Source organism: Oleiphilus sp. HI0066 (genome assembly GCF_001635725.1).
The window spans coordinates 1-24,993 of the sequence record NZ_LWFH01001267.1 but is presented as its reverse complement, the minus strand read 5'-3'; the positions used below and the strand labels follow the sequence as shown (position 1 = coordinate 24,993).

At 43.9% G+C, this 24,993-nt stretch carries 27 protein-coding genes and 1 tRNA gene; 21 read left to right on the top strand and 7 right to left on the bottom strand.

The genetic code is table 11. From position 1 onward, the window contains the following. Positions 1 to 805 (top strand): class I SAM-dependent methyltransferase (locus A3738_RS18360; protein ID WP_156504332.1); only part of this gene is annotated, 805 nt, incomplete at its 5' end. Positions 806 to 815: 10 nt separating this feature from the next. On the opposite strand, the gene A3738_RS18355 is transcribed toward A3738_RS18360, so the two are convergent. Both A3738_RS18355 and A3738_RS18350 read right to left on the bottom strand, forming a co-directional pair. After that, complete coding sequence (locus A3738_RS18355; protein WP_068475841.1) at positions 816 to 1,529, bottom strand: outer membrane beta-barrel protein; 714 nt, start codon at positions 1,527 to 1,529, stop codon at positions 816 to 818. An 82-nt stretch (positions 1,530 to 1,611) separates the two neighbouring features. Beyond that, complete coding sequence (locus tag A3738_RS18350; RefSeq protein WP_068477869.1) at positions 1,612 to 2,091, bottom strand: hypothetical protein; 480 nt, start codon at positions 2,089 to 2,091, stop codon at positions 1,612 to 1,614. Positions 2,092 to 2,194: 103 nt separating this feature from the next. Between A3738_RS18350 and A3738_RS18345 the strand changes: the two genes are divergently transcribed. Beyond that, the gene (locus A3738_RS18345) at positions 2,195 to 3,829 is read left to right on the top strand and encodes a tetratricopeptide repeat-containing response regulator (RefSeq protein WP_068475838.1); all 1,635 of its coding nucleotides are present in this window, start codon (positions 2,195 to 2,197) and stop codon (positions 3,827 to 3,829) included. Between the two features lie 511 nt (positions 3,830 to 4,340). On the opposite strand, the gene A3738_RS18340 is transcribed toward A3738_RS18345, so the two are convergent. After that, positions 4,341 to 4,416, bottom strand: a tRNA-Asn gene (locus tag A3738_RS18340). A 314-nt stretch (positions 4,417 to 4,730) separates the two neighbouring features. On the opposite strand from A3738_RS18340, the gene A3738_RS18335 reads away from it, so the two are divergent. Continuing rightward, positions 4,731 to 5,510, top strand: coding sequence for a YheT family hydrolase (locus A3738_RS18335; protein ID WP_197469358.1), 780 nt, complete (start codon positions 4,731 to 4,733; stop codon positions 5,508 to 5,510). On the opposite strand, the gene A3738_RS18330 is transcribed toward A3738_RS18335, so the two are convergent. Then, positions 5,507 to 6,148: an arylesterase gene (locus A3738_RS18330; RefSeq protein ID WP_068475834.1), complete on the bottom strand. Its 642-nt coding sequence runs from the start codon at positions 6,146 to 6,148 to the stop codon at positions 5,507 to 5,509. The genes A3738_RS18335 and A3738_RS18330 overlap by 4 nt on opposite strands. A 34-nt stretch (positions 6,149 to 6,182) precedes the next feature. On the opposite strand from A3738_RS18330, the gene A3738_RS18325 reads away from it, so the two are divergent. From A3738_RS18325 to A3738_RS18310, 4 genes are all read left to right on the top strand, one after another. Beyond that, positions 6,183 to 6,881, top strand: coding sequence for an ABC transporter ATP-binding protein (locus A3738_RS18325; RefSeq protein WP_068475854.1), 699 nt, complete (start codon positions 6,183 to 6,185; stop codon positions 6,879 to 6,881). A gap of 1 nt (position 6,882) precedes the next feature. Then, positions 6,883 to 9,363, top strand: coding sequence for an ABC transporter permease (locus A3738_RS18320; protein ID WP_068501499.1), 2,481 nt, complete (start codon positions 6,883 to 6,885; stop codon positions 9,361 to 9,363). A gap of 8 nt (positions 9,364 to 9,371) precedes the next feature. Then, the gene (locus A3738_RS18315; RefSeq protein ID WP_068475830.1) at positions 9,372 to 10,097 is read left to right on the top strand and encodes a Crp/Fnr family transcriptional regulator; all 726 of its coding nucleotides are present in this window, start codon (positions 9,372 to 9,374) and stop codon (positions 10,095 to 10,097) included. Between the two features lie 78 nt (positions 10,098 to 10,175). Continuing rightward, a complete protein-coding gene (locus A3738_RS18310; RefSeq protein WP_068475828.1) occupies positions 10,176 to 10,706 on the top strand; it encodes a DUF962 domain-containing protein in 531 nt (176 codons plus the stop codon). Here the strand turns inward: A3738_RS18310 and A3738_RS18305 are convergent. After that, entirely contained in the window at positions 10,703 to 11,368 is a 666-nt protein-coding gene (locus A3738_RS18305) for a class I SAM-dependent methyltransferase (protein ID WP_082878380.1), read from the bottom strand. The genes A3738_RS18310 and A3738_RS18305 overlap by 4 nt on opposite strands. Positions 11,369 to 11,609: 241 nt before the next feature. On the opposite strand from A3738_RS18305, the gene A3738_RS18300 reads away from it, so the two are divergent. The 13 genes from A3738_RS18300 to chrA all read left to right on the top strand — a co-directional run bounded on the left by A3738_RS18300 (position 11,610) and on the right by chrA (position 23,231). Continuing rightward, positions 11,610 to 12,620: a putative solute-binding protein gene (locus A3738_RS18300; protein ID WP_068475826.1), complete on the top strand. Its 1,011-nt coding sequence runs from the start codon at positions 11,610 to 11,612 to the stop codon at positions 12,618 to 12,620. Between the two features lie 140 nt (positions 12,621 to 12,760). Further along, positions 12,761 to 13,354, top strand: a complete 594-nt coding sequence (ccmA, locus tag A3738_RS18295; RefSeq protein WP_068475824.1) for a heme ABC exporter ATP-binding protein CcmA — start codon at positions 12,761 to 12,763, stop codon at positions 13,352 to 13,354. Continuing rightward, on the top strand, positions 13,347 to 14,030 hold the full coding sequence (ccmB, locus tag A3738_RS18290) for a heme exporter protein CcmB (protein WP_068475822.1): 684 nt from the start codon (positions 13,347 to 13,349) through the stop codon (positions 14,028 to 14,030). The genes ccmA and ccmB overlap by 8 nt, the downstream gene beginning before the upstream one ends. Positions 14,031 to 14,046: 16 nt before the next feature. Continuing rightward, on the top strand, positions 14,047 to 14,814 hold the full coding sequence (locus tag A3738_RS18285; protein ID WP_068475821.1) for a heme ABC transporter permease: 768 nt from the start codon (positions 14,047 to 14,049) through the stop codon (positions 14,812 to 14,814). Then, on the top strand, positions 14,807 to 14,983 hold the full coding sequence (gene ccmD, locus A3738_RS32665; RefSeq protein WP_068473682.1) for a heme exporter protein CcmD: 177 nt from the start codon (positions 14,807 to 14,809) through the stop codon (positions 14,981 to 14,983). Before A3738_RS18285 ends, ccmD begins: the two co-directional genes overlap by 8 nt. Continuing rightward, positions 14,983 to 15,450: a cytochrome c maturation protein CcmE gene (ccmE, locus tag A3738_RS18275; protein ID WP_068473679.1), complete on the top strand. Its 468-nt coding sequence runs from the start codon at positions 14,983 to 14,985 to the stop codon at positions 15,448 to 15,450. The genes ccmD and ccmE overlap by 1 nt, the downstream gene beginning before the upstream one ends. After that, positions 15,451 to 17,430, top strand: coding sequence for a heme lyase CcmF/NrfE family subunit (locus tag A3738_RS18270; protein ID WP_068501502.1), 1,980 nt, complete (start codon positions 15,451 to 15,453; stop codon positions 17,428 to 17,430). It abuts the gene before it with no gap. Then, entirely contained in the window at positions 17,431 to 17,964 is a 534-nt protein-coding gene (locus tag A3738_RS18265; protein ID WP_068475817.1) for a DsbE family thiol:disulfide interchange protein, read from the top strand. It begins immediately after the preceding gene. Positions 17,965 to 17,970: 6 nt separating this feature from the next. Continuing rightward, the gene (locus A3738_RS18260; protein ID WP_068501506.1) at positions 17,971 to 18,465 is read left to right on the top strand and encodes a cytochrome c-type biogenesis protein; all 495 of its coding nucleotides are present in this window, start codon (positions 17,971 to 17,973) and stop codon (positions 18,463 to 18,465) included. A gap of 37 nt (positions 18,466 to 18,502) precedes the next feature. Beyond that, entirely contained in the window at positions 18,503 to 19,786 is a 1,284-nt protein-coding gene (gene ccmI, locus A3738_RS18255; protein ID WP_068475813.1) for a c-type cytochrome biogenesis protein CcmI, read from the top strand. Positions 19,787 to 19,803: 17 nt separating this feature from the next. Beyond that, complete coding sequence (locus A3738_RS18250) at positions 19,804 to 20,646, top strand: 3-hydroxybutyryl-CoA dehydrogenase (RefSeq protein ID WP_068475812.1); 843 nt, start codon at positions 19,804 to 19,806, stop codon at positions 20,644 to 20,646. A gap of 106 nt (positions 20,647 to 20,752) precedes the next feature. Then, positions 20,753 to 22,018 (top strand): iron-containing alcohol dehydrogenase, encoded by a 1,266-nt coding sequence (locus tag A3738_RS18245; RefSeq protein ID WP_082878381.1) that lies wholly within the window; start codon positions 20,753 to 20,755, stop codon positions 22,016 to 22,018. 16 nt (positions 22,019 to 22,034) lie between these two features. Next, positions 22,035 to 23,231, top strand: coding sequence for a chromate efflux transporter (gene chrA, locus A3738_RS18240; RefSeq protein ID WP_068475809.1), 1,197 nt, complete (start codon positions 22,035 to 22,037; stop codon positions 23,229 to 23,231). A gap of 13 nt (positions 23,232 to 23,244) precedes the next feature. Here chrA and A3738_RS18235 read toward each other — a convergent pair whose 3' ends face one another. Next, positions 23,245 to 23,994, bottom strand: a complete 750-nt coding sequence (locus A3738_RS18235) for a YciK family oxidoreductase (protein ID WP_068475848.1) — start codon at positions 23,992 to 23,994, stop codon at positions 23,245 to 23,247. Positions 23,995 to 24,113: 119 nt separating this feature from the next. Here A3738_RS18235 and A3738_RS18230 point away from each other — a divergent pair, with 119 nt between their 5' ends. Next, positions 24,114 to 24,536: an SRPBCC family protein gene (locus tag A3738_RS18230; RefSeq protein ID WP_068475807.1), complete on the top strand. Its 423-nt coding sequence runs from the start codon at positions 24,114 to 24,116 to the stop codon at positions 24,534 to 24,536. A gap of 5 nt (positions 24,537 to 24,541) precedes the next feature. Here the strand turns inward: A3738_RS18230 and A3738_RS18225 are convergent, their stop codons facing one another. After that, positions 24,542 to 24,919, bottom strand: a complete 378-nt coding sequence (locus A3738_RS18225; RefSeq protein ID WP_068475805.1) for a response regulator — start codon at positions 24,917 to 24,919, stop codon at positions 24,542 to 24,544. Positions 24,920 to 24,993 lie beyond the last annotated feature (74 nt).

Sequence of the window (24,993 nt, the reverse complement as noted above, 5' to 3'; positions counted from 1 at the left end):
GCCTCCAAAATCTGTCAATGAACGAGTATCCTTAGAGCGTCTGAGTGAGGGGCTTAAAACCATTGCGGATACCTGCGAAGTATCAGTAAATCAAATATTTGTTAAGCAGCGAAGCGTGAAAAAAGGCGTGTCGCAGTACGAGAAGGAGCATGTCGAAGGAGAGGGTTTTGTAGTTTGTGAGAATGGTGCGCGTATCAAAGTGAATATCGGGCGCTATTTGGACACCGGTTTGTTCCTTGATCATCGCGCAATACGCCGATGGATAAAGTCAGAATCAAAGGGCAAGAAGGTTCTAAATTTATTTTCTTATACAAGTGTAGTGAGTTTGCATGCTGCGCTCGGTGGTGCATGTAGTGTACTCAGCGTAGATATGTCCCAGACGTATTTAAGGTGGGCTGAGAAAAACTTTGCGCTTAATAAATTGAAAGGGGGAAATTACAAGTTTGAACGCGCCAACTGCATGGAATGGTTGGAGAATGCCGTTTCAGAAAATGAGAGTGGAAACGAAAATCAATACGATCTGATCTTTATTGACCCGCCAAGCTTTTCAAATTCTAAGCGAATGGAAGGTGTCTTCGATGTTCAGGCGGACCATAAGTTTTTGATTGAATCTGCAATGAGTCTGTTGAGCGAAGACGGAAAATTAGTGTTCTCGACTAATCTTCGTAAGTTTAAGCTTGATGTTTCGATTGAGAATGGTTTTGAGGTTGTAGATTTTACTAGAAAGTCATTAGATAAAGATTTCGAGCGTAACCAGAAAATCCACAAGTGTTGGCTGATTACGCACGAGTCGAGCCGTACGTGAGGTTATGAGCTTAGAATTCGTATTTCAGCAACGAATTGAACTGATAGACTTTGATTCCTGACGTATTGTCATTGAGTAGTCGACCGTACTCGAATGACCAATAAATGTCTTTATAGATGCCAAAATCAATTCCTACGAGCCATGAAGAGCTGAAATTGTCACCAAACAGTTCTTCCTCCATCTGCGTGGTACTTGGCAGATAGGTGTCAGTGCTTCCGAATGGAGGGACTTCTCCTAATTGAAACCGTTCTGTCTCGTAACGTGTGATATCCGCGTTATAAAAAGTCAGGCCGTATTTAGCATATGCTGTCGCGTAGTCAGTAACCGCATATGCTCCGCCAATGTACCAGTTAAACCATTCGTTTATATTCACTTCTAAGGCGCCGGCACTTAAAGTGTCGGAGATGACGCCTTGGCCGTATCGTAATTCAGTAAAGAAGTTGTCAGTGATGTGGGTTCCATAGGTAAGAGATGCACCGTATGTTTGTGCTGTAAGTGGGAACTCAAATATAGAGCTAGCAGAATCATCACTGCCTGGAACCGGTTCAAGTACCAATAAAATAGACTTGAATTGATTAAAATGTGTACCGATAGCAAGGTAGTCGCGGCCTTCGCGATCTAAAACTGGGTCGGTTGGTGCTGCTGGACCTCTTGCAAAGGTAGTAACAGATGTAAAAAGCGCAGTTAGCAGCGCAATAATACGTAAAGTATTGGTAGTTGGCATGGATGCTACTTTCTTTATTAGTTTAACTGCTTGATATTACAGTAATGGCAACCGTGGCCTATTTGCATGGGTCACAAATGCGTTATTTATATTGCAGTTCGTGATAGCTAAACAGCATCGCTTTGACACGATCTTCCGACAGTTCAATATTTAAGCTGTGTTGCTCAATGATCCATTGCCTCATTTGTTCAACCTGACCTGAGGCTCCCGTGTCCAGCGTAGACTGCCATTCCGACAATTCCATTGACGGATCGCTATTTATGGCTTCGTATAGCTCAGTGTAAGCTGCGTTATCGGTGTAGTAATCGGCGCAAAAAATACTTCCTTCTTCACTGTCGTGCGCCAGCTCTTTTAGCGTTTCTGCTGGGGTCGCTCCCTGATCTATTAACAAATCTATGTCGATGCTTGGATTATCCAAAATATACTCTTCCCAATCTTCATCGGGAGTAATAAGGGTCGTTTTAATTTGTCCGTCAGGTAGTGACCAAGAAGCTGAGATCGGGATTTGTCGCTCATATGTATCTATGGTATCGAAGGCAATAAAAATGGGGTAATTATTCAAATTTTCTGAACTCCGTGCATAAGCTGCTAAGGTCATGATTATAAAGTTTAAATTTATAAAAATCCGTCTAAACTGATTAAAAAAGAAACTGAAATTTCCCATTATGACCGTGTCTCGACAAGTACAACTTGCAAAATATTATCGTAACCTCAGATTTTTAATCATTGATGATTTTGAAAACTTTAGGCTTTCAATTAAACAAATGGTTAGAGCCTTTGGCGTTGAACAAATTGATGTTGCTATAAACGGCGAGGATGCGATCTCTCGATGCGAGAAAGAAGAATTTGACATCATAATTTGTGATTACAATTTAGGTGATGGCAAGAATGGTCAGCAGGTTCTGGAAGAGCTGAGATATAACAAGCTGCTTAAACATACTGGCATTTTTGTGATGGTGACGGCAGAGACTTCAAAAGACATGGTCATGGGCGCTTTGGAATATCTTCCGGATGGGTATATTACAAAGCCGCTTACCAAGTCTGTTCTTCAGGAGAGAATGGATCGTCTTATTGAGCAGAGCGAAGTGCTCAAGCCGATCAATGCAGCGATTGATGAGGGCGACTCTAAGAAAGCCATTGCTTTATTGGGACAAGAGATAAAGCGTGAAACTCGTTATATTTTGTGGTGTCTTCGAACGCTCGCAAACTTGTATTATCACGAAGGTGAGATGGAAAAGGCGCGCAAGATCTACAATGACGTTTTGACGAAGCGTGACATCGGCTGGGCGCGGCTTGGATTGGGGCGAGTTAAAGCAGCTGTCGGCGAGGTAGAAGGAGCGGTCGATGACTTTACGCAAGTTTTAGATGTCAATCCGAATGTCATCGAAGCATATGATGAATTAGCGGATGCGTATTTGTCCATGAATCAACCGCGCGATGCACAGCGTACTTTAGAAGACGCCGTGGGAATATCGCCGCACGCGTACAATCGTCAACAAAAACTAGCCGAAGTTTGCACTGATAATCGTGATATTGAAGGGGCCGCAGGTGCTTATAAAGCCTCAATGAAACTTGGCTTTCACTCAGTTCATGATAAGCCAGAGAACTACTTGAATCTTGGTCGTTGCTTGTCTGATATGGCAGACGGCGACACAAGTGAGCTCGGTAAGAAACGCGCAAAGGAAGCTGTTCAGGTGATGGGGCGAGTCGCTAAGAAATTTAAGGATGATCCGACCGTTCGAATGAATGCTGCGTTGATAGAGGCACGGACTTATCAAGGTCAAGGGGATCACCGAAAGTCTGATGAGATTTTTGCAAAAGCAAAAAAACTAATCTCTGACCAAGAGCTTGATTCAGCGACTCAGCTAGAGTACGCAAGAACACTCTACAGCATGGGTGAGACTGAAGAGGCAGAAGGGTTGTTGTCTAGTTTAGCCGCTGCGGAGCAAGACAATGCTTCTATGATCAAGTCTATTAACGAGTTGATAGATGAGCCTGTTGGTCTTCAAGCTAAAGTGCGAGCAAGAAAACTCAATAAAACGGGGATTAAATCTTTTGAATCAGGTGATTTGGAAGCTGCGATTGAATCATTCAATGATGCTTTGGAATGCACGCCTAAGCATCCTGCGCTAAATCTTAATATTGTCCAAGTAACACTCAAGATGATCGAAACTCAAGGAGCGCTTGGTCAGTTGGTTAGTCGCTGTACGCAGTGCCTCGAAAACGTCGCCCATATCCCTGAACAGCATTCACAATACAAGCGTTATCAATTCCTGCAAAAGAAAGTCGCCGCGCTTTAAAGTGTTGGTAAATGATTTCGCTTCTTGAACTAGAGCGCTAGACGTTATCTTTATTGATCGTTGTCATGAACAGGTAGGCCTACAATAGCTGGCTTAGGGTTCGCTATGTGCATAACTTCCAGAAATTTTGTTGGTGGCTCCCCGAGCTGGGCTTGAGCTAGGTAAAGCCGCGAGGGTTTACCACGGATTTGTTGTATACATTTCTTTCGGGCATTAAAAAGGCGTCTTACGTTCGTAAAACACCTTTTAGAAATTGTGTTGGCTCGCCGAGCTGGGCTTGAGCTAGGTAAAGCCGACAGGGTTTACCACGGATTCGCTGTATACAACTCTTTCGGGTATAAAAAAAGGCGTTTCACTTTCGTAAAACACCTTTTAGAGATCTTGTTGGCTCCCCGAGCTGGCCTTGAGCTAGGTAAAGCCGACAGGGTTTACCACGGATTCGTTGTATACATATTTTTCGGGTATAAAAAAAGGCGTTTCACTTTCGTAAAACACCTTTTAGAAATCTTGTTGGCTCCCCGAGCTGGGCTTGAACCAGCGACCCACGGATTAACAGTCCGTTGCTCTACCAACTGAGCTATCGGGGAACTAAACAACGGCGCGAATAATACTGGCGGATTCTGAGGTCGTCAACAAAAAATATCCACTTTCTAGAAATATTTGTACGAGTTATCATAAATAATCTTAAATTGTATATAAATCAATCAGATGTGAATCTTTTATGCCTCTTTTAGAAGATGATTATAGGCCTACTTCCCTCTATTTAAATGCTCACGTTCATACGATCGCTTGTTCTTTTAGAAGGGTGCAAAACATCCGGTTTAAAAGAGTCGAATCATCCATTAGTACGCCAGATGGTGATAAGTTTTGGTTTGATAGATATTCGCAAGGTAGCAATCGAGTGCTGATTGTAAGTCATGGACTCGAGGGTCATAGTCGCAGACCATACGTGTTGGGCATGGTGTCTCGTGCGATTGATGAAGGGTGGGACGTAGTTGCCTGGAACTATCGAGGTTGTGGCGGCAGGGCCAATAACAAACTGCAAAGTTACCATAGCGGATCGATAGATGATTTATCACTGCTCATCGATCACGTTGATAGTATGGGCTATCAGAATATTGCGCTATGCGGGTTCAGCATTGGTGGGAACAAAACGCTTTTGTATTTAGGACGGGATCGCAATCAAGTAAACAACAAGATTTCCGCGGCTGTTACTTTTTCTGTTCCCTGTGATCTGGTCTCGAGCTCAGAGGTATTGGCAAAACCGATCAATCGAATCTATATGAAAAACTTTCTGGCCTCTCTGTACGAGAAGTTGAAACTAAAGGCTGAGATGTTTCCGGGTCAGGTCTCGCTTGATGGATTCAAAAAAATCAAGACATTTGCTGATTTCGATGGACGATATACAGCGCCGATGAATGGTTTTACTAGCGCACTAGATTACTGGGTACAAAGCAGTTGTCTTCCCCATATCCCCAATATAAATATTCCAACGCTTCTAGTCAGTTCTTTGGATGATCCATTTCTTAGTGAGAGGTGCTTTCCTTTTGAAGAGGCTAAGCAAAATAGTAGCTTCTTCTTTCGACCTTTAAAAAAAGGTGGCCACGTTGGTTTTGGCGCAAAGGGATCTACTTATTACTCTGAGACAGAGGGTTTAAGATTCTTAAGAGAATACATTTAATCTGCGTGCAGCTCATCTAAAGCTCTCGTGATAGCAGGCAATACATTATTCAAAATAATTGGTTGTCCATCAGCATTTGGATGAAGCCGGTCTGATTGCATTAGCTCAGATTTCAATGCGACACCGTCAAGCATAAATGGAACAAACTCTAACTCATTTTGCTCGGCTATATTTAAGAAGTTTTGATAAAACCCTTCGGTATAACGCTTTCCATAATTCGGTGGGATATGTATGCCCAGAAGAACCACTTTTGCGTTTGCTTGCTTTGATAGGTCAACTAGGGCTTGCAAGTTGTTTTTAATGCCAGGCAATGGAAACCCTCTTAAACCATCATTTGCTCCAAGCTCTATTACAACGACGTCTGGCTGAACGCGCTCTAGATGTCCTGGTAGGCTTTGAAGTCCCCCTACAGTCGTTTCACCGCTGATGCTGGCGTTTGTGATGATTGCTTTGTCGTCGATTTCTTTTTGCGCCAGTGCTACCCAACCTTGTTCGTAAGGTATTCCATACGCTGCACTGAGGCTGTCTCCGAGTATGAGTATACGGCTTTTTAATGTGGTCGAAGCTATCGTTGACTGCGTATAAAGCGTTAAGCTTATTAGTAACAAAAACAGTCGCTTGAATTTCGTTTGAGTCATTAGTGCATCTTATTTTTGAGGTTTGTAAACAGTGTTGACTAACACAGTAAACGCGTCTTCGTTATTGGTAGATTCAGTCAGTAAACGAGTAGAACTAGAAACAGGTTCACTGCAGGTTCTTAGTGATATATCTTTCAGTGTACCTGCAGGGGGCAGTTGTGCGCTAGTTGGTCGTTCTGGTTCTGGTAAAACAACGCTTTTAGGCATTCTCGCAGGTTTAGATAACGCGAGTAGTGGTAGCGTGAAAATTGATGAAATAAATATTTCATCTCTATCTGAAGACGAATGCGCAAAACTAAGAAAAGAGCGCGTTGGTTTCGTTTTTCAATCTTTCCATCTACTAGATCATCTTACGGCGCTTCAAAATGTAACCCTGCCTCTTAACTTAGCGGGCGAACAAAACGCAGAGTCAAAAGCACAATCATTTCTTGAGCGGGTTGGTTTAGCGGAACGAGCCAATCACCTTCCTAAGCAATTGTCTGGTGGTGAGCAGCAGCGCGTAGCGATTGCACGCGCTTTCGCTTGTGAACCTTCGATTTTATTTGCCGATGAACCAACTGGCAATCTTGATTCCAATACAGGCCATTCTGTTGCCAATCTGCTTTTTGAGCTCAATGAGGAGCAAGGAGTGACGCTTATTTTAGTTACTCACGATGACGAGCTGGCAAACCGATGCACTCAAAAACTCACGATCGATCAGGGCGCATTAGTAACGCATAACGAGGAGGTCTGAGGTGTCTTTTCGTCTGATTCAATATGCGCTTAATAGTTTTGTTGAACAGAGGAAGCTTCCTGCCCTTAGGTTGATGTTCCTTGCGAGTTTGTTGTCGGTGTTCGCGATCGTAAGCATTTTGTCATTAACGAGCTTCTTGAAAGAAGCGCTTAATAGTTCTTCAAGTGAATTGCTGGCGGCGGATAGGCAAGTCGTCTCGCCCCGAGAGTTAGATCCTGTGGTTCTTGAATACGCGAATCAGATAGGTTTACGACATGGCTTAGCAGTAGAGTTTCGGTCGATGGTTTTTAGCGATTCGGCTAGCCAGCTTGTATCCGTCAAGGCTGTTGACAATGCATACCCATTGCTAGGTTCACTTCAGTTATCTGGTCAGCCTCAAGGTAGCAAAGTCGCCTCAGGTAATATAGCAATGCAGTCGCGCCTTAATAATCTGCTTAACGTAAAACTGGGCGATAGCATCGGTGTGGGGGATGCTGATCTACTAGTTGGGCCTGCTCTGATTCAAGAGCCTGATATCGGTTTTAACCTGGGGGATATACAGCCTAGGCTATTAATGCGTCTCGATGATTTGGCGGCGACACAGGTTGTTCAGCCCGGTAGTAGGGTAAAGTATCGCTACTATTTTGCGGGTGATATCGAGCAGTTGCGAGTTTTCGATGATTGGATTGTTGAGCAGCTCGATAATAGTCAGCGTTACGAAGGTGTTGCTGATTCGCGCCCTGCGATTGCCGAGGCGCTTCAAAAAGCAGAGGCGTTTTTATTGCTGTCTTCGTGTTTGGCTGCATTGTTGTCTTCGTTGGCCATATCACTTGCTGCGAGGCAGTATTCTTCTCAGCAAATTCGAAGTGTGGCGATTCTTAAAACACTTGGTCTTACCGGGCGTGAGGTCGTATTAGTGTACGTCCTAAAACTTGGATTTATTGGACTTGTTGTTGTTTGTCTTGGACTTGTTTTAGGCCAGCTAGTTAGTGGTAGTTTATCGTCTGTCATTGCGCCGCTATTGCCTGACGTTGAACTACGTGTTGAATTTGATTTGTCGATGTCTGCCGTATTGGTAGCGGTTTTAGTCACCGTATTGACACTCTTTGGGAGCGCTATTCCGCAAGTATTTGCACTGTCTGGCGTAAAACCGATGGCTGTTTTGCGTCCTGAAGAAGGATTTCTTAGGCCGGTTAGTCGTTTCTACTACGTCTTATTGATTGCTGTCCTTTTGTTTACGTTAGCGATATACACCCAGTCCATACTTTTATTGGTATTGTTTGTATTGGGGTCGTGTTTATTGATGGTCGTTGTTGGAGTCATCGTTTTCATTTTGGCACGCTCACTAGAGTACGTTTCTTCAAGATATTTGAAGAAGAGTGAGTCGGGAGCTTCGCTTGCTGTGCAGGCGCTGGTATCTCAGCGCGGTAATACTTTTGCCCAATGTTTAGTGTATGCATTTGCCTTTTGTTTGTTTGCTTCGATTTTTATTGTTCGTGAATCACTCATTGCACAATGGCAGCAGCAAATACCAGAGAACGCTCCAAATCATTTCTTGATCAACATTACTGAGCCTCAAGTTAAGGGTGTGAAAGAGCTTTTGGCGAGCAATGGCATCAATGTTTCGCATATGTATCCAATGGTGCGAGGGCGAATGTCTCATATCAATGGCGAAGATGTGAAAGTTGCCGTCACAAAAGACGTTGCTGCGCTTAATCGTGAGTTGAATCTAAGCTGGGTTGAAGACATGCCTGAAGGCAATGAAATAGTTGATGGGGCATGGGTCAGTGATAGTGAGGGATTATCAGTTTCCGTCGAGCAAGAATTGACTGACAACATTGGTGTATCACTCGGCGATAGTTTGACCTTTAATGTCGCAGGTTTAGAAGTGGTCGCAACCGTTTCTAGTATTCGCAAAGTTGATTGGGAAAGTATGAAGCCGAATTTTTACGTCCTGTTTAAAGACGGGGCGTTGAATGACTTTCCAAACACTTATATTGCTAGCTTTTATTTGCCTGAAGACCAAAAAACCGTGATTAACGAGCTGTCTCGCTCTTACCCAACGGTAAGTGTTTTGGAGCTTGATCTGTTGATCGGAAAGATCCAGTCAATCGTGAATCAAGTTTCTACAGTGCTGAGTTTTGTTTTGTATCTAATTTTGGCAGCTTCGGTACTTGTGATTGCGGCAATTACACTTTCTAAGATTTCAGAGAGGGAGCATCAATCATTAATTTATAGAGTGCTTGGGGTGCGCAGTACAGTCCTTCAGAAAGCGTATTTTCTTGAGTTCTTCATTCTAGGTTTTGTTGCAAGCCTGGCAGGATTTCTCTGTGCCGAAGCGGCCTTAAATGCGGTTTCGATTGCTTTATTCGGTGCGAATCCAGTATTAAACTTGTCGGCTCTCATATTGGGTGTCGGCTTTAGCTCAGTACTGCTAGGGTTTCTTGGTTTTATAGTACTAAGGCGATTGACCCGTAATTCCCTGATGCAATCTTTGAGATAGCCAATTTTATGGATGGGTCGAATTTTCAACACCTATTACCGCTACTTGAACGGAATGCTTGGTTCCGAGGGCGTTCGGCTGAGTTTAAGTCGGATATGCTAGGTATTTCGAGTGTTTCTTATTTTGAAACGAGCGAGTCAATCTTTCAGCGCAACGCACTTAATGGCGGTGTCTATGCGGTATTAAGCGGTAGCGTCAAGATTTTTGGTGTAAACCGTGAAGGGAAAGAAGCTTTACTTACGTTCATTGAGCCGGTGGACTGGTTTGGGGAGCTTGCGCTATTCGATGGGGATGTTCGAACACACAATGCCGTAGCCTCAAGCAAGACTCAATTGTTATGTTTGAGACATGACAAACTTAATAGCCTTTTGGCAAGAAAACCTAATTATTGGAGAGATTTCGGGGTCTTGATGTCGGGAAAGCTCAGGGCGACCTTCCACTTAATGGAGGATTTAGCTTTGTTGCCGGCAAAGCAGCGCGTCGTTAAACGTTTAGTTTTGATGGTGAACAACGCGATCAGCGGGGAATATCTCCCTAACAATATTACATATGATGGGTTAGGCACCGTTACCTTAAATGTTGATCAAGCGAGTTTTGCGGCGATGCTGTCAATCTCGCGTCAAACCGCAAATCAAATTTTAAAAGATCTAGAGTCAGATGGCGTTCTTAAGCTCGACTATGGGCATCTTACGATTATTGACGCAATGCGATTGAGCCAGATTTTGAATCAATAACTTTGTCGTCTAGCTGACAGTTTCTTTTTTCTGTCGGCTATATAGTATCAGTCTTCGACATGGCTTAGGAGGATAATAATGAAAACTTTAACTCAACAACTTGTTATGTACGCGAATTATCATCGCGACCCACGAAATATTCTGACGCACTTTGTTGGTATTCCCCTCATTGTTTTTGCGATTGCTGTTTTACTTGCTCGTCCTGAGTTTGCATTGTTTGGCCTTGTTTTGGCTCCAGTTTATTTTGTTGTTGGTGCAGCCTGTCTGTATTACCTCGCATTAGATATCAAACTCGGCATTTTAATGGGCTTGGTGTTTAGTATGACTGTCTATGGCGCGCAGTATGTTGCATCTCTATCAACTATCGAGTGGCTGGCATGGAGTATCGGTTTATTCGTTGTTGGTTGGGTTTTTCAGTTTGTAGGCCACTTTTATGAAGGGAAAAAACCTGCATTTGTCGACGATATGACAGGTCTTCTAATCGGGCCGCTATTTGTCGTGTGCGAATTCGCTTTTATGTTCGGTTTAATGAAAAAACTTAAAGCTGAAGTAGAATCTCGAGCTGGTCCGGTATGTCATCAAACTGGCCCTGAAGCGAAAGCCTCTTAAGTAAACAAAATAACATCACTTCCAATGATGGTGAGCTGCTTATTAAAGCGGTTCGCCAGATATTGCATTGTCGCGGGGTTGTAGAAACAAATATGTGTTGGATCGTTTTTATAATGCCAACCCCCAAAATCGATGTTTTGGGTATGCAACTTTGTCATCAGGCCTAGTATTCCGTTCGCCCTTAATAATGAAAACAGAAGTTCAAACGTTTGGCTCGGTGCGTCTAAATGCTCAACCACTTCGGTCGAGCTGATGAAGTCGTATTCTGTGTTTAGTTTTTCTTTATCGTCAGCATAAAACTTGTCATAGATTTCGCATTCGTGACCTGCTTCCTTAAAGATTAATGACAGGGTAGGGCCCGGTCCGCTACCGAAATCTAGTCCTTGAGATGCGGTAGGTAGATTTTCGATCATAACGCTACCTAATTTGTTTAAAAAACTGCGATAGTTTGGGTCGTTAGGGTTATTGTCGTGGTGATCGTATATTTCTTTTTCTTCTTTCGGACATAAGTGAAATTCACTTGGAACAAAAACTAACTCGCATGCTTGGCATTGATAAAACTCTCTCGTTAGACGTTGATCGAAATAAAAATGGTAGATCTCTGAAGCCCCGCAAAGTAGGCAACAGTGAGAACTGTTACTATTGTTTTTGCCTGAGTCCATTCTGAACGTTTTGCCTAAATCACGAATCGAAATAAATAGAAAACTAAAATACTGTTAATTGTTCGTATAGTGCCGTAGTTCACTAAAGCGGTAAATAGGTCCTACTTTGAGCTTCGTGAACTTTGTCACCAAATGTTATTTCTTGTAGACTGCGCAGCGATTTCTGCGAGATCTTAAATAAATAATTACTCGTTTTTATCTAATAAATCTAATTGATAACTAAGCGCTGAGGTGTGTGCAAATGACTTTTCGTCGCATTCTTGCTTCTTTGTTGTTGGTTGCTGTTTCTTCGACAGCTTCTGCAGCATTAGAAAAGAAAAAATTCTGTCTTTATGACCCTGTTGGTAAAAACGGCCCTGCTGTGGCGTTCTTCTCTGACCTTACTGCTAAAGGTATCGGTTGGGGCATGGACATCGAAATCGCTGCTTACACAGATGAAAAAGTAGCTTCAAACGATTTTAAAGCAGGCCTATGTGATGTTGTTTTCTTAACAGCAATCCTTAGTCGTCCTTACGTGCCATTTGGCGGTACGCTTGATGCGCTTGGCGGTATCATTGACGAAGAAGGTCTAGCTCGTGTTCTTAAAACATTGACTAACCCTAAGTTGGCTCCTTTCTTAACGAATGGCAACTACGAAATGGTTGGTACGCTTCCTGTTGGTTCTGTTTACTTGTTCGTAAACGATCGTGATATTGATACTGTTCCTGAGTTCAGTGGTAAGAAAGTATCTGTACTTAACGAAGATCCACAGAGCCACAAGTTTGCAGATCTAGCTGGTGCATCTCCAGTTGGTACATCGCTAGCTACGTTCTCTGGCCAGTTCAATAACGGTAACATCGACATCCTACCAATGGTTGCGCTAGGTTACGACGTATTTGAGTTGTATCATGGTCTTGGCGAAAAAGGCGGTATCATCGATGAGAAGCTTCTGTACGGTATGATGCAGATGATTTCTCATAAAGACCGTTTTGCTCCTGAGTTCGGTCAAAACATGCGTGAGTACATTCTTGCTCGCCTACCAGACATCAACAAAATGGTTGATGATGCAGAGGCTGCAATTCCTGCTAAGTACTGGATCAAAACTGATGCAGATTCTCAAGCAGCTCTAGAGAAGTTCCGTACTGAAATCCGTGCGTCACTTCGTGACGAGGGTGTTCTTGATGCAAAAGCACTTGGCCTATTGTGGAAGATCCGTTGTTCAGTTGATCCATCACGTGGTGAGTGTTCTAAGCCGAAAGCTGAACGTTTCTAAACGACAGCAATTAGCTTTGGAAAAGGTCGGTTTTTACCGGCCTTTTTTATTTGTAATCTAAACGGCCTTATTCAAGATTTTTCCTTTCTAAAAAATCCCTTATACTGCAGCCCAAATTTTTTGTGACCTGAACGCTTAATATGACCGATTATTTGGTTAGCACCCAAGGACTAAGCTGTGAACGTGACGATAGGGTCTTATTTGAAGATCTGACGTTGAAGTTTAGCGCAGGTGAACTGATACAAATAGCTGGTCGAAATGGGGCGGGTAAAAGTACGCTTCTACGGATTATTGCAGGTGTATATACTGGGTTTGAGGGAGCTATCAATACAGCCTTCTTTAAACATCAGTTGTGTTATTTTGGCCATAAGGTTCCATTAAAGCCGGCATTAACCGCAGATGAAAATCTAAGTGCGCACAGCTTATTGGCATCGAGCACGACTCGCCAGCAAAGGAGTGATGCTTTGGCGCGATTCGGCTTGGACGATTATATCGACGTACCTTGTAGCGATATGTCTGAAGGCCAACGCAGGCGCGTTGGTCTATCTCGAATATTCTTGAGTAAAGCTAAGGTTTTCGTGCTAGATGAACCATTTGCTTCATTAGATAAAGAGACTGTCTCATTTCTTGAGCAAGTACTTGTCGAATTATCGGATTTGGGCAATTTGGTTATTTTTACAAGTCATCATCATATTGAGCATCCGCGCTTGAAGAAGGTTGTTTTGGATGGATAAACAACCAAAGAATGCGTTGTTTCAGCTATGGTTGCACGAGGCGCGGGTTGTCATTCGTGGCAAGCAAGACCTATTAAATTCTGTCATGTTTTTTGTTTTGGTGGTGATGCTCTTCCCTTTGGGAGTTGACCCTGGGGTGGAATTCTTACGTATAAGTTCCACAGGGCTAATTTGGGTGGCTGTTCTTTTGAGTTTGATGTTGACCTTAGGATCAATGTTTAAAGCTGATTTTGACGACGGAACAATCGAGTTGTGGCTTCAGTCTTCACACCCTATATTTGCGCTTGTTTTTGTTAAGGTTCTTGCGTTGTGGGCGATTAGTATATTACCGCTACTCGCTATGGTGCCTTTGTTAGCGACGATGCTCCACTTTCCGTTTGAAGCGCTCGGGGTGCTGATTTTATCGCTATTGCTTGGGTCATTGGCATTGGCGCATATCGTGAGCGTTGGCGCAGCATTAACTGCTAGCGCAAAAACCGGAGGCATATTGTTAATGCTTTTGGTTTTACCATTAACAGTACCAGTATTGATTTTTGGCTCTGGGGTTGTTGGATTATCAGTCGACGGGGCGTCTATCTCTGGTTCTTTTGCGATGCTTGGTGCAATCACCATGCTTTATTGCGTCCTTTGTCCGTTTGCTGCGGGCGCGAGTTTAAAGATCATATGCGATGTTTAGAAAAGTGAAAGTGTAAATGGCAAATACGAAATGGACATGGTTCCACCGCTTTGGATCTCCTAAGTGGTTGTACGACTTCTCAGAACGCTACAACGGACCACTCTTTGGGGTTGGTTGTGCGCTTATGCTGGGAGCGTGCTTTTGGGGGTTGTTTATTGCACCGCCTGATTACCAACAGGGTGACAGCTTTAGAATTATATACATCCATGTTCCTACTGCGATTTTAGCCCAGTCGTGCTACATGATGATGGCTGCGGCTGCGCTTGTCGGGCTCGTTTGGCGAATGAAAATAAGCGACTATTTCATCGCTTGCGCTGCGCCAATTGGTGCCGTCATGACATTTCTTGCGTTATTTACAGGTGCTGTCTGGGGCAAGCCCACATGGGGAACTTGGTGGGTGTGGGATGCGCGTTTAACATCGATGCTTTTACTATTGTTTTTGTATTTTGGCGTCATAGCACTTCGTTCTAGCATTCAAAGCGCCGATAATCGTGCAAGAGCATCATACGTACTCGTATTGGTGGGGGTAATAAATATTCCGATCATTAAATATTCGGTTGATTGGTGGAATACACTGCATCAACCCGCAACGTTTACGTTAACAGAGAAACCCGCAATGCCGGCTGAGATGTGGTTGCCACTATTAATTATGGTGATTGGCATTTACTGTTTTTTTACGGCCTTGGTTCTCGTACGTATGCAGGCAGAAATCGTTCAACGAGAGCTTAAAACGCGTTGGGTCCATAAGCTATTGAATATCGAAGGTGAGCGGAGCAATGGCTGAATATTTTGAGATGGGCCACCATACTTTTTATGTTTGGTTATCTTACGGCGTATCGTTCGCCTTATTTTTTGGTTTAGCGTTTTTCTGTTTTGACGGGAGAGCAAAGGCTAAAACCACCACTGAAAAAAGAATTCGTCGTCTATTGAAACAAAAGAGAGAGTCAAAGTAGTGCATCCGAAGCGTAAGCAGCGATTGCTGATTATCTGTTTTCTAGTCTGTGGTCTTAGTGTTGCGATAGGGCTCGCTTTGTACGCACTGAGCGAGAATATAAATCTATTCTATAACCCGACGGAGATTTCCGAAGGTAAAGCTCCTGAAGGGGTGAAAATTCGCGCTGGTGGAATGGTTCGTGAAAGTTCAGTATCTCGTAGCGAAGATGATCTTACCGTTAAATTTGTTTTGACTGACTTCGTTGCCGATGTCGAAGTCAATTACACGGGCATACTGCCGGATCTATTTAGAGAAGGGCAAGGTATTGTCGCTTTAGGGCGGATTAATAATGAGGGTGTTCTCATTGCAGACGAAGTGCTTGCCAAGCATGACGAGAATTACATGCCTCCAGAAGTTGCAGAGGCACTCGAAAAGTCTGGGCATAAAGGTTACGGCGATCAATACACTTCAGATAAGGAATACTAAATGCTACCAGAGCTGGGTCATTTCGCACTGATAATAGGCTTATTGTGTGCCTGTCTACAAAGCATTACACCACTTTATGGTGTAGCGAAAAATTCCCCCGTATGGATGGAAACAGGGCGATCGTTAGCATTCGGCCAATTTTTCTTTATCTTTGTCGCTTTTTTAATCCTTGCAAACGCTTTTGTTCAAGATGACTTTAGCGTTAAGTATGTGGCTGGCCACTCCAATACGCTATTGCCTGTGTACTATAAGATCAGTGCTGTATGGGGTGGGCACGAAGGCTCACTATTGCTTTGGGCTCTTACCTTGGCAGGTTGGACAATAGCGGTTGCCATATTCAGTAAACAATTGCCACGCGAGATGCTTGCTAGAGTGCTTGCCGTGATGGGCATGATTAGTATTGGATTCTTGCTATTTATTTTACTGACGTCTAATCCGTTTGATCGTTTGCTTCCAAACACACCGCTAGAAGGAAGCGACCTCAACCCGTTGCTTCAAGACTTTGGTTTGATCGTGCATCCGCCAATGTTGTACATGGGATATGTGGGCTTCTCTGTGGCCTTTGCTTTTGCTATAGCGGCTCTACTGGGTGGCAGTCTTGATAGCGCTTGGGCAAGGTGGTCTCGACCTTGGACTATTGTTGCGTGGGCATTCTTAACGCTTGGTATCGCACTGGGAAGTTGGTGGGCATACTATGAATTAGGCTGGGGCGGTTGGTGGTTCTGGGACCCAGTAGAAAATGCTTCATTTATGCCTTGGTTAGTCGGCACAGCTCTGATGCACTCTCTTGCGGTGACTGAGAAACGCGGTGCCTTCAAAAGTTGGACCGTGTTCTTGGCAATCATTGCGTTTTCCTTGAGCCTGCTGGGTACATTCCTAGTCCGATCTGGTGTACTTACCTCTGTTCACGCTTTTGCGTCAGACCCGTCTCGTGGCTCTTTCGTTTTAGCGCTTTTGGGTATTACGATGATTGTGTCGCTGGGCTTATATGCTTGGCGAGCGCCGGATCTTGTTGGAAAGAGCGAGCACAAGCTGTTATCGCGCGAAAGCTTCTTGTTGGGTAATAATATCGTGCTTGTGGTTGCATGGATTACAGTCATGATCGGTACGCTTTACCCCTTGGTATTAGATTTCATAGGTGCAGGAAAACTTTCAATAGGCCCTCCGTACTTCAATGCTGTATTTTCTCCTTTGATGGCTATCCTGGCGGTTTTACTTGGCTTCGGACTGGTCGCTAATTGGAAATCGACAGAGCCCAAAGGTCTGGTTAAGAAGTTACGTGTGGTTGCAGTGGTGTCAGTTGTGCTGACCCTTGTGTTCACTGCGATATCTGGTATTGCGTGGGATTGGATTTCAATGCTCGCAATCTTGTTAGGCTTGTGGGTCGCATTAATTACACTGAATGATCTTCGCAAGAAAGCCGTAGCTAGAGTCGGTAATTTGAAAAACAAATTGGCATTGGGTTCGGCGTACTATGCCATGGTACTTGGCCACCTTGGCTTTGCTCTTATGATTGTTGGTGCAACGATTGTGTCGCTTCACTCTGTCGAGCGAGATGTCCGCATTGAGATTGGTCAGAAAGTAGTGCTAGGACAATATGAGCTTCATTTTGCTTCCTTGCACGCTATTCAGGGGCCTAATTATGAAGCGTCTCGGATTAACGTTGAGGTGTTGAGTGATGGGCAAGTTGTTTCGGTCCTCAAGCCTGAAAAACGTGTGTATTTCTCTCAAGCTAATCCCATGACTGAAGCTGGGATTGATCCGGGTTTGTTGCGAGATGTTTACGTGGCGATTGGAGAGGAGCTCGATGGCGGTGCATGGGCCGTGAGAGTTCAATATAAGCCCCTCATTCGATGGATTTGGCTTGGCGCAATTTTCATGTTTATTGCAGGTGGCTTAGCTGTGTTTGATAAACGTTATCGTCCTAAAGAAAAAGTGAGCCAAGTAGTGATGCCATCAAATTCGGAGTTTGCTAAGTAAATGAAGTCTCGTCTCGTATTCTTGACCCCTTTGATGTTAGCAGTCGGTCTAGGACTTATTTTATACACAGCTTTGGGCAAAGACCCGAGCAAGTTAGAAACAGCACGCCTGAACGATCCACTCCCAACATTTTCGTTACAATCGCTTGAATATCCAAGCAAATTACTCACTAACGCTGATTTAGGTGGGAAGCCTTCGCTACTTAACGTTTGGGCAACATGGTGCCCAGCTTGTAAGAGTGAGCACGGGTATCTGATGGCACTTGCACAACAAGGTGTTCCGATTATTGGTCTGAATTACAAAGATGATAGAGCGAAAGCGTTACAGTGGTTAGACAGGCTTGGTGATCCTTATTCGTTGAACCTATTTGATCCGCGAGGGAAGTTCGGGTTCGATTTAGGGGTGTATGGTGCACCAGAGACCTACATCATCGATCAAAATGGTGTAGTACGCTATCGACATGTCGGTGAGGTGAATCATCGTGTTTGGGAGGCACAATTGGCTCCGCGGTTTAACGCATTGCTCAAGGAATAAATACCAATGAGATTTGTCCTTCTTTTTGTCCTCGCTATTGGCTTTGAGTCACTTAATGCCGACATTGATGTATATGAATTTAGTTCTGAAACGAAGCTAGAATCTTATCAAGCTCTAACCCGTGAATTGCGTTGCCCTAAGTGTCAAAATCAGGATATTGCCGATTCAAATGCGCCGATTGCTCAAGATATGCGCGCGCAAGTTCAAAGACTGGTTGAAGATGGACATAGCCACGATGACGTCGTCGACTTTATGATTCAAAGATTTGGCGAATTTGTTACTTATAAGCCTCCAGTGCGATCAGAGACGTATTTGTTGTGGTATGGGCCATGGGTATTTATCGCGATAGGTCTGATTGCGATTATTGGTATCTCCAGAAGTAAACGGAAATCTGTAGATACTAATGGTGCTACTGAAAGTACTGGTTCCTCATTGAAGGTGGATAATTCAGATGATCAAGCTGAACTCGAAGCCTTGTTAAAAAAATATTCTGACGATTAGTCATCCATCTATTTAATTTCTATAGGCAAAGTCATCAATGACCCAATTCTGGATAATAGCCTCAATCCTTTCTCTTGTTGCTGTATGGATAGTACTTCACCCCTGGTTCAAAAGGCATAAGCTTGAAGAAATTGCCGTTGATACGGCGGCCGAGGCGCGGGTGCGCGCGAACGTTAGAGCATACAAAGAACGTCTCAGGGAGCTCAATGCTGAGCTGCGTTCAGATGCAATTGATCAGGTTCAGTTTGAAGAAATTAAGAAAGAGCTAGAGGCAACGCTCCTTGGTGATGCAAAGAACGTACAGGCCCGTACCGACAACTTAGATAGAGCGACATCAACAACCTTTATCAGTTTAATCGTCGTTGCTTTGGCTTTAGTTGGCTTAAGCGCATATTTGTACAACTCTTGGGGTGCGTATGATCTCGCTCTACATAGTGAAGACTCTAAGTTTAGTGCTGCTGAAATTGCTGCGGCGCAGAGTAAAGCAGAGGCAGGAGATACGCTTGGCCTACTAGTTCAACTTCGCGATAAGTTACGAGAAAATCCCGCAAATGCTGAGGGTTGGGAGTTGTTAGCGCGCTCTGCTCTGAACACTAACCATTTCGAGATTGCAGCAGAAGCTTATGGGCAGTTGGCTGAGATAGAAAGCTCTCCAGAAATAAAGGCGGCATTATACGGATTGCAGGCGCAGACCCTGTATTTCTCAGGTATCGCAATCGATGCTCCTCCAGTTGCCGATGCTGTAAACAAAGCGACCCTACTTAATCCACAAGATACCAACATTTATGGACTAAAAGCCTTGGCAAGTTATGATCAAGGGCAATTTGACCAAGCTATAGAATATTGGAAGACGATTTTAACGTTGGAACCTAATCACCCATCGCGCGGAGCGATTGAAGAGGGTATTTCTGCGGCTGAACGAGCACTGGGCGTACCTTCAACCATACAAGTACCTGCCTCAACAGTTAGAGTAAGCGTTGACGTAACGATTGAACCCGCATTGCTGTCTCAATTTAATGAAAATGAAATTGTGGTCGTGTATGCGCGAGCCAGCGTTGGTCCGCCAATGCCATTAGCAGTGGCCAGATTTTCCCCTAAACAAGAAATTAACGACATAGTATTAGATGATAGCTTAGCTATGATGCCAGAGCTGAAATTAAGCCTATTTGAATCTGTCGATGTGGTAGTTCGAATCACCAAGGGTTCTGTTGAGCGAAAGCTTGGGGATTATGAAAAAATAATTAGCGGTGTGTTGGTAGCTGATCAGCCGCGTTTATCAATTAATATCGGTGCAGAAGACATCGTGACTGATTCAAAATAGTTAGAGGTAGAAAGAGCATGAAAGTTGTCGTAATTGGCGCAGGTACAATGGGAGCGGGTATTGCACAGACGTTTGCATCGTCTGGTTTTGAAGTTGTACTCAAAGACATTGCGCAAGAAGCAGTTGACAAAGGTCTCCAGACAATCGAGAAGGGGCTGTCACGTTTATTGGCTAAGGATAAAATTACGCAAGAAACCTTTGACTCGACTTTAGCGCGAATTCAAGGTTCTAACGATAACAGTTTGGTCTCTGACGCAGCGCTTATTGTTGAAGCAGCTGTCGAGAATATGAATATCAAAAAAGCCATCTTTACTGAGTTAGATGCGGTGTGTGGCCCAGATACGATTTTCGCCACAAATACCTCTTCTTTATCAATTACTGAAGTCGCTGCAGCAACGAGTCGTCCAGACAGATTTTTGGGGATGCATTTTTTCAATCCTGCGCCGGTAATGAAGTTGGTTGAGCTCATCAAAGGGATCGCGACGTCGCAAGAAACCTTCGATAAGGTTGCTGATATTACCTCTCAGCTTGGAAAAACGGCTGTAGAAGTTGCAGAGGCTCCAGGATTTGTTGTGAATCGCATTCTAATTCCAATGGTCAATGAAGCTGTTGGAATCTTAGCTGATGGCGTAGCTAGTGCGGAGGATATTGACGCTGCAATGAAGTTGGGCGCAAATCATCCAATGGGACCACTCGCTTTAGGCGATTTAATTGGTTTGGATGTATGTCTGGCGATCATGGAAGTTCTCTATGATGAGTTTGGCGACAGTAAATATCGCCCGCACCCTTTACTACGTAAGTATGTGAGAGGCGGAATGTTAGGTCGTAAATCCAGCAAAGGATTCTACGACTATAGTTAAATAGAAAAGGGGCGAATGCCCCTTTTTTGATTTTATAAGTGTTTAAAGCCGTGGTGATCCAACGGCATGCAGTTTCAACACTCCAAATTATAAATACGAGGCTGTTATGAATTTAGAGAGTATTCTTGCTCAGTTTGACGATAAAGTAATTAATCCTATTGGCGCATCGCGCAAGAAAAACCAGATTATCGGTAAGGGTTATATTTCAGCGTTAAAAGCGTTAGTCAGTGTTATTAATATTCCTAAGCCGACGGTGCTGACTGGAAAAAACTCTTCACTAAAACTGTGTGAGAGTGTAGCTAGCTTCGGTTTGAAGAAAGTCCTTATCGTAACTGATCGACCACTCTATGAGCTTGGCTTGCTCGAAAATATTCTCCAATCGCTTGAACATCGCGGAATGGCATATGAGCTATTTGCTGATGTGCAACCAGATCCTACTTTTTCTGTCGTGGAAGCTGGGCTTAAGCGCTATAGGCAAGCAAATTGTGACTCGGTAATGGCAGTTGGTGGTGGGTCGTCTATTGATTCAGCAAAGGTAATCGCTTTGGCTGCTTCAAATAACACTGAACCGAAAAAACTAGTAGGAATTTTGAAAGGTAAGGTCGGTTGTGCGCCCTTCTTTTGCGTTCCTACGACCGCGGGGACAGGCTCTGAAGTAACCATCGGCGCTGTGATTTCGGATGACGAGACACATCAAAAGGGCTTGGTTATAGAGTCAAAAATCGTACCTTTGATCGCAGCCCTTGACCCTGCACTTATGAAAGCTCTGCCTCCCGCGATAACAGCTGCAACTGGGATGGATGCACTTACGCATTTGGTTGAGTCTTTTTTAAGTACGATGGCCAATGAAGAGTCGAGCTACTACTCAAAAGCTGGCATCAAGTTGGTGTTCGATAATTTAAGCAAAGTATATAAAAAGGGCGCTAACTTAAGTGCGCGTGAGGATATGGCACTTGCTTCGTTTTATGGCGGTTTGACCATTAATCTTGCGGGGCTTGGTTATGTTCATGCATTTGCGCATCAACTTGGCGCTTATTACGGTATACCTCACGGTCTTGCTAACGCTAAGGTCTTGCCAAAGGTTCTTAGATTTAACCATGATTTCGTGCCTGAACGATTGGCTGAACTCGCAGATCTTATCGAGTGCTGTGATGCAAATGCTAGCGTTTATGAAAAAGGTTTGGCGTTTATTGAGGCTGTTGAAGATTTGATTGTAAGTGTAGGGATTTCTCCAAAAGTCGATGCGCTTCAATTAAAGGATTTTCCGAGTATCAGACGCGCTGCGTTCAAAGAAGCAAATTCAACCTATGCGGTACCTGCTTATATGTCAGCCGACGATGCGCATAATCTTTTGCTGAGCCTCGCTAAATAACCAACAAGGAGCGCGCGTGAATCGCGAGAAAGGGACCTCAGTCGGGGCAATATTTACGCAGTTTTTTATATTGGGCTGTACATCATTTGGTGGTCCAGTTGCGCATATTGGTTTTTTTCGAAAGCGGTTTGTTGATGAATTAAATTGGATCAATGACAAAGCTTTCTCGGATTTACTGTCGCTGTGTCAATTCATTCCAGGGCCGGCAAGTAGTCAGTTAGGTATGGCGTTAGGTTATCATCGCCATTCTTATGCTGGGGCGATTGCGGCCTGGCTCGCGTTTACGCTTCCATCAGCGCTTTTACTTACGATATTTGCGGCTCTGCTTGTTAATGACAGCTCCTTTTTAAATTCTGGCGTCTTGCAAGGCTTGAAATTGGTTGCAGTGGCGGTAGTTATTCAAGCTTTCGTTACGATGAGGCATTCTCTTACGCCGGACTTTATACGTATTCTTATAATGGTTGTCAGCGCGTTAGCTTTTGCGCTCTGGAATAGTGTATACGCTCCGATTTTCGTTCTGTCGATCGTTGGCCTGCTCAGTTCTCGCTATAAGGTTACCGACGCAGCTTCCGATGTTGCTGTTAATTATGAGCGAAGCCGTGTTCATTTGATTGGGCCAATCGTGTGTTTAAGTGCTTTCTTTGTTTTGTTAGCGGCGGCCTTACTAGTAAGTCGAGGAGGGAGCTGGGAAAGCCTAAGTCAAGCCAGTGCTTACTACAATGCAGGATCCCTCGTATTTGGGGGAGGGCATGTCGTTTTGCCTTTACTTGAGTCTCAAGTCGTTACAGCTGGTTGGGTAGATAAAGATATTTTCTTGGCAGGTTACGGCGCGGCACAAGCGGTACCGGGACCGCTGTTTACCTTCGCAAGTTTTTTAGGAGCTTCGCATTTAAGTGGTCCGAATGGCTTTAGTGGCGCTGCGCTGGCGACGTTCGCGATATTTTTGCCTTCATTTTTGCTTTTGTTCGGTGTGCTGCCATTCTGGGATCGCTTAAGATCTAGACCTAAGATTAAAAGCGCGCTGTGGGGAGTGAATGCTGCGGTTCTTGGCTTGTTGCTGGCAACCCTGTATGACCCAGTGATCACTCAAAGTATCAAAGATCTTACAGATACAGCGTTTGTGGCAATTACCTATATCGCGCTTGTCGTTTTTCGTTTACCAGTGGTCGCTATCGTTATTGCCGGCGGAGCGCTTGGCGCAGCACTTTTTTAAGTGCTTACTTCGTTTATTTCGGCTGCGCGTCTAAACTTTGCCCTGTTACGCCTTTGCTTTCAGCACCCATTAAATATAAGTAGAGATTCATTATTTCCAACGGCGCTTTCAATGACATTGGGTTTTCCGCTGGATACGCGCTGGCTCTCATATTTGTGCGAGTTGCGCCGGGGTTAATAATGTTTACTCGTATCGGATCTTCTTCTGTATCCAGTTCGTCAGCAAGCACTTGCGCAAAGCCTTCTGTCGCGAATTTACTTACAGAATATGCACCCCAGTAAGCACGGCCTTTTCGCCCAACACTTGATGAAGTAAAAATGATAGAAGGGTCATCAGATAGCTTTAGTAAGGGGATGAATGTTTTTGTCATCAAGAAGCATGCATTTAGATTGACCTGCATAACTTTTTGCCATACTTCAACTTCGTATTGCTCTATTGGTGTCATTGAACCAAGCTGGCTAGCGTTATGAACAAGCCCGTCTAGTCGCCCAAACTCTTGATCGATGACATCAGCAATTTTGTGATAGTCAACTTCAACAGCACCTTCAAGATTTACTGGGAGAATAGCTGGTTCAGGTAGCTGTTCGGATACGATCTGATCGTATACAGCTTCAAGCTTTGTGGTGGTTCGTCCTAATAAAAGAACTGTCGCGCCTGCTCGTGCATAGCTAAGTGCGATTGCCTTTCCTATGCCTTCGCCTGCACCTGTAACCAGGATAACTTTGTTAAGTAGTAGGTTTTCAGGTGCTTGATAATCGTGCATGGTTACGCCTATTCGCAGAAGAGTAAAGATCGCAATTTTATTGAGATTAATGCAACTTGTCATTGTGTTTTGTTTGAATAATCATAAGACACAACAATAAAGATAAACGTGAGGGTAATATGCCGCAGCAATCGATTAATATGTCATTCCAATTCAATAAACCTCTTGCAACTGTGTTCGCTGATTTAAGTAATCACGAATTATTTGGGAAAATTTGTGGCATTAAGATGACTACAATTCAACAAGGTGAAGATGGTGCGTGTGGGCTTGGTTCAGTCCGTAAAATAAATATTGGGCCGCTTCCGTCTTTTGAAGAAACGATTACTGAATTTAAAGAAGGCGAGTTTATTGAATATAAGATCACGCGAGGAAGCCCAATTAAGAACCATGTGGGAACTTTACGATTCAAAGAACAAGGCGACGGTTGTTCCCTTGATTATCAGATTAAGCTTGAATCAAAAATACCCTTTACAACAGGGCTGATCAAAAGCGTGCTAAAGCAAGGCATCTCGAAAGGCATTTCTTCGTACGCGGCGGCGTAAGATATTTATCGCATAAGTGTATGAATGGTAGATCCTAGCTCTTCAGGATCTACCGGTTTAGATAAAAAGCCATTCATTCCGGCTTCTAGACACATCAACTTAACCTCTTCGTCTGAATTGCCGGTTAATGCGACTATTGGCGTGATCTTATGATCTGCGTCAGCATACCCTCGCCGTATAAGCTTGCTAGCTTTAAATCCATTCAATAACGGCATGTGACAATCCATTAGGATTAAACCGATATCATGCTGCTTGTCATTGATTAGTAGGTCAAATGCGAGAAGGCCGTTATCTACCACTGAATGTTCTACGCCAATTGTTTCAAGTAGCGCGCTCGTGACGAGTTGATTTACTGGGCTGTCTTCTACGAGCAATATTTTCATAATGGCGATCTATTCTTGATGCTAGGTTCAAAAAATCGTAGTACAGGAAATAGGCTAAAACGCCTCGAAATTAT

Excerpts from the sequence above, each read along its gene's own strand:
- ccmD (WP_068473682.1), top strand. The coding sequence starts at position 14,807 with ATGGCTGAATATTTTGAGATGGGCCACCATACTTTTTATGTTTGGTTA.
- ccmB (WP_068475822.1), top strand. The coding sequence starts at position 13,347 with ATGGATAAACAACCAAAGAATGCGTTGTTTCAGCTATGGTTGCACGAG.
- A3738_RS18245 (WP_082878381.1), top strand. The coding sequence starts at position 20,753 with ATGAATTTAGAGAGTATTCTTGCTCAGTTTGACGATAAAGTAATTAAT.
- A3738_RS18285 (WP_068475821.1), top strand. The coding sequence starts at position 14,047 with ATGGCAAATACGAAATGGACATGGTTCCACCGCTTTGGATCTCCTAAG.
- A3738_RS18315 (WP_068475830.1), top strand. The coding sequence starts at position 9,372 with ATGGATGGGTCGAATTTTCAACACCTATTACCGCTACTTGAACGGAAT.
- A3738_RS18330 (WP_068475834.1), bottom strand. The coding sequence starts at position 6,148 with ATGACTCAAACGAAATTCAAGCGACTGTTTTTGTTACTAATAAGCTTA.
- A3738_RS18230 (WP_068475807.1), top strand. The coding sequence starts at position 24,114 with ATGCCGCAGCAATCGATTAATATGTCATTCCAATTCAATAAACCTCTT.
- A3738_RS18235 (WP_068475848.1), bottom strand. The coding sequence starts at position 23,994 with ATGCACGATTATCAAGCACCTGAAAACCTACTACTTAACAAAGTTATC.
- A3738_RS18310 (WP_068475828.1), top strand. The coding sequence starts at position 10,176 with ATGAAAACTTTAACTCAACAACTTGTTATGTACGCGAATTATCATCGC.
- A3738_RS18355 (WP_068475841.1), bottom strand. The coding sequence starts at position 1,529 with ATGCCAACTACCAATACTTTACGTATTATTGCGCTGCTAACTGCGCTT.
- A3738_RS18305 (WP_082878380.1), bottom strand. The coding sequence starts at position 11,368 with ATGGACTCAGGCAAAAACAATAGTAACAGTTCTCACTGTTGCCTACTT.
- A3738_RS18250 (WP_068475812.1), top strand. The coding sequence starts at position 19,804 with ATGAAAGTTGTCGTAATTGGCGCAGGTACAATGGGAGCGGGTATTGCA.
- A3738_RS18260 (WP_068501506.1), top strand. The coding sequence starts at position 17,971 with ATGAGATTTGTCCTTCTTTTTGTCCTCGCTATTGGCTTTGAGTCACTT.
- A3738_RS18300 (WP_068475826.1), top strand. The coding sequence starts at position 11,610 with ATGACTTTTCGTCGCATTCTTGCTTCTTTGTTGTTGGTTGCTGTTTCT.
- A3738_RS18225 (WP_068475805.1), bottom strand. The coding sequence starts at position 24,919 with ATGAAAATATTGCTCGTAGAAGACAGCCCAGTAAATCAACTCGTCACG.
- A3738_RS18265 (WP_068475817.1), top strand. The coding sequence starts at position 17,431 with ATGAAGTCTCGTCTCGTATTCTTGACCCCTTTGATGTTAGCAGTCGGT.
- ccmA (WP_068475824.1), top strand. The coding sequence starts at position 12,761 with ATGACCGATTATTTGGTTAGCACCCAAGGACTAAGCTGTGAACGTGAC.
- A3738_RS18270 (WP_068501502.1), top strand. The coding sequence starts at position 15,451 with ATGCTACCAGAGCTGGGTCATTTCGCACTGATAATAGGCTTATTGTGT.
- ccmI (WP_068475813.1), top strand. The coding sequence starts at position 18,503 with ATGACCCAATTCTGGATAATAGCCTCAATCCTTTCTCTTGTTGCTGTA.
- A3738_RS18345 (WP_068475838.1), top strand. The coding sequence starts at position 2,195 with ATGACCGTGTCTCGACAAGTACAACTTGCAAAATATTATCGTAACCTC.